The organism is bacterium, assembly GCA_030018315.1.
Taxonomy (GTDB): Bacteria; Hydrothermota; UBA3073; order JACQXS01; family JAGMCI01; genus JASEGA01.
Genome location: JASEGA010000058.1, coordinates 1 through 3,339 on the forward strand (window position 1 = coordinate 1; position 3,339 = coordinate 3,339).

Consider the following 3,339-nt stretch of genomic DNA (forward strand, 5'->3'; position numbering starts at 1 on the left):
AACGCCATTTTTCAAAGCGTCTAAGGTCAACTTTTATGGCTTATATTACTTGTCTTTTGTCAAGTAAAAAGCGAAAAGTTATTATTTAGAGAATTAATAAAATGTCTAATAATTTTAGCCATCGTATCATCTGTATTATCAACATTCTGTAAAGATTGGAATAAAATTAGAATTTTTAAGTCTCCTAAATCAGCTTGTGGCTTGATGTAAAAAATTAAGAAAAATAAAGAATGAAAAAGAATTTTGTAGAAAATATTATATAGTATGCAAAAGAAAATAGCTAATACTAATAATTTGACATGGGAACGAATTCTCACAGAGGCAGGTATTAATAATGGTGGGACTATACCAGTCAATGTAGGGAGGGATGACTTTATGTTTGGTATATGTGGCTTATACCGAAAAGGGGTAGTTGAAATCTACCTTTGCTGTATCCCTAATCCTAAAATACCAAAAGAAAAGCTGTTACCAGTTAATGAGGAAGAGTTTGAGCTTGCAGTTAATAAGACAAAGGAGGTACTTAAGAGATGGCTAAATACATAGGCTCACCTTGGGGCTACATTATTGGTAAATTAGGAAATAAAGTAGGTTTCCTATGGAAAGGTATACCAGTTAGTAGGCAATATGTTATACCAGGTAACCCAAAAACACAGGCTCAACAAAGGGTGAGGGCTATATTTAGTGATGTAGTTAAGTACTCTAAAACTATGCCTTTAATAATTTATTACAAGATAGCTAACCGTTCCCATATGACACAATTTAATCTATGGACTAAACACAATCTACGTTATGTATACACAACTGAGTCCGCTATGGGTAAACCGTATTCACCATGGGTTATCAGAGTGTATCCAATTGGTGATATACAGCCAGCAAGAATTATATATGCTACATATAAGCCGGATACTGGCGAGTTTAGTGTTAATTGGGATACTTCCCTTTACGGTAAAGGAACAGCAGAGGATAAGATGTGGCTTGCTATACATCATGTAGCTAGGGATACCTGGTATTTTATACCTACACATAAAATAAGACAAGACGGTAGCTATTCGTCCTATATTTGGAAGGACCTTGAGGAGCAGTTTATTGCACACCTACACCCAGTGGATAAAAGTTTACCAGATTGCTGCTGGCTTGATAGACTTGGAACCTGTTACCCACCAGATGACCCAGCCCCTCTATTGTCTACAGGTAAAAGGATGGAGATGACTATGCTTAAACAGGTATGGCAATATGGAACATCAGGGGTGCCGGGTTCAGGTCATAACCAGCTTTATCTACCAAATGACGCAGACCTGTTACCTAACGGAAACATACTTATATCAGATACATACAATAACAGGGTGATAGAAGTAGACAGGACGCACTCTATCATCAGGACTTGGCTATTTACACAACCATATGCGGCAGACCTATTAGCTAATGGAAACATACTTATTGCATCCATTGATGGCGTATACGAAATTGACATTACAGGCTCAATAGTATGGAGCTATACAGGATTGGGTGTATGCCAGGATGTGCATAAGCTACCAAATGGTAACATACTTATAGGCTGTATGGAAAATAATGTAGTTAGGGAGGTAGATGCAAGCTTCAACATAGTATGGCAATACGGAACTTGGGGAGTACCGGGCGCAGGTTATAATCAACTACATTACCCGAGGAAAGTGAAAAGATTACCTAATGGAAACACACTTATAGGTGATTATGGGAGTAGACGTGTCATAGAAGTCACACGTGCAAAACAAATAGCCTGGCAATATGGGCAAACATATGTTAGTGGAACAGGACCTAACCAAATAAGGAGGGGATGGGCTGTAGATTATATTAACAAAGATGCTTACTTAATAAGTGATATGGCGGGTAGGAGGGTAATTAAAGTCACTAAAGACAAAGATATAATATGGCAGTATGGGAAGACTGATGTGATAGGTTATGCCATAAACAAGCTATATACACCATACGATGTTGACTACTTACCTAATGGGCATGTATTAATTACTGATGCCTGGAATCATAGAGTGCTTGAAGTCGCTTAACAATGATAAATTCTAAGCACGAAATTCTAAATCCTAACCTAATGAAAAATCCTAAACTCCAAGCACTAAATTCTAAACAATATCTAAATTCCAATTTCCAAATTCCAAACAACGTTTGGAATACCTGACTGCCGTCAGGCAGGTTTGGAATTTGAATTTTGGGATTTGTTTAGGATTTAGAAATTAGGATTTAGAGGATAATGGGCACGCAGTCAGGGGTTACCACCACCCAATAATGGTGGAAGGAGGTGAAACACTATGGCTAAATATATTGGCTCACCTTGGGGTTACCTAAGAGGTAAACTCAACGATGCAGTTGGTGGAGTATGGAAAGGTATAGAGTGGACAAGGGTCAGAGTCCTACCAAGGCAGCGTGGTACTATTGACTTATGGCGTAGGATGATGGCTGGTAGAATAAGACCACTACTGTTCTCATACAAGCAGTTCAATATTAGGCGGCTTGTATTTCAGTTACTTGGCTGGTTAGGACGCGCTAATCTTGAGTGTCTGATGTATCCAGTATGGCAAAGGTTATGCGACCTTAGGAAGTATAAGCTGACTCACATTAACCTATTCGTCCTAAGGAATGCACCAGCTCTATGGGCGTCTATACCAAACAAGGACCAGATATACAGTATCACTAACAAGCCTAATATGGACTTTATGCTTGTATCTGATGGAGACCTCGAGCCTACACCTTCTATCACAGGTTGCACATATAATCCAGCTACGGGTGCACTCACTATAACATGGGATGCAACTCATGTAAAGAATGGAACTGATACTGACCTCGCCTATATAATGGCATATGTGGAACCAGTAGTTGATATCTCTTGGCGACCAGAGGGCTATCTATACGGAACTGCACTTACAAGTGTAGGGACGAGGGTTGCTGGAACAGGTACTATCACAATAGCAGCTGGTCTTACTCCATCAGCTATTCATGGCTATGTATTCTTTAGGGATGCAGCTAATCTGATTGGATACTCACCATCAGTAGCTGCTACTGCTACATAATTTATAGGGGCAATTCATGAATTGCCCACCTGTAGGGCCGGGGTCACCCCGCTCCCTACGTTTGTATCTTTTTGACTGCGTGCCCTTCACAGTTCATTGAGCCCTTTTCCTAACTGTCATTCTGAGGCGAAGCCGAAGAATCTACATTGAGATACTTCACTCCGTTCAGTATGGCAACTTTTCATTTTTTACTTGACAAAACCTGAAAAATGGTTATAAATAATTATGGAGGTGTAAAATGAATAAATTATTAGTCATTTTAATGATGCTTTCATTTATA

The 3,339-nt window shown here is 39.1% G+C and carries 3 protein-coding genes; all 3 read left to right on the forward strand.

All coding sequences use genetic code 11. The features are described 5' to 3' along the window. Window positions 1–264: 264 nt before the first annotated feature. The 3 genes from QMD71_09950 (at window position 265) to QMD71_09960 (ending at window position 3,059) form a co-directional block, all read left to right on the forward strand. Entirely contained in the window at window positions 265–543 is a 279-nt protein-coding gene (locus QMD71_09950; protein ID MDI6841146.1) for a hypothetical protein, read from the forward strand. Next, a complete protein-coding gene (locus tag QMD71_09955; protein ID MDI6841147.1) occupies window positions 528–2,042 on the forward strand; it encodes an NHL repeat-containing protein in 1,515 nt (504 codons plus the stop codon). The genes QMD71_09950 and QMD71_09955 overlap by 16 nt, the downstream gene beginning before the upstream one ends. A gap of 258 nt (window positions 2,043–2,300) precedes the next feature. After that, complete coding sequence (locus QMD71_09960) at window positions 2,301–3,059, forward strand: hypothetical protein (protein ID MDI6841148.1); 759 nt, start codon at window positions 2,301–2,303, stop codon at window positions 3,057–3,059. Window positions 3,060–3,339 lie beyond the last annotated feature (280 nt).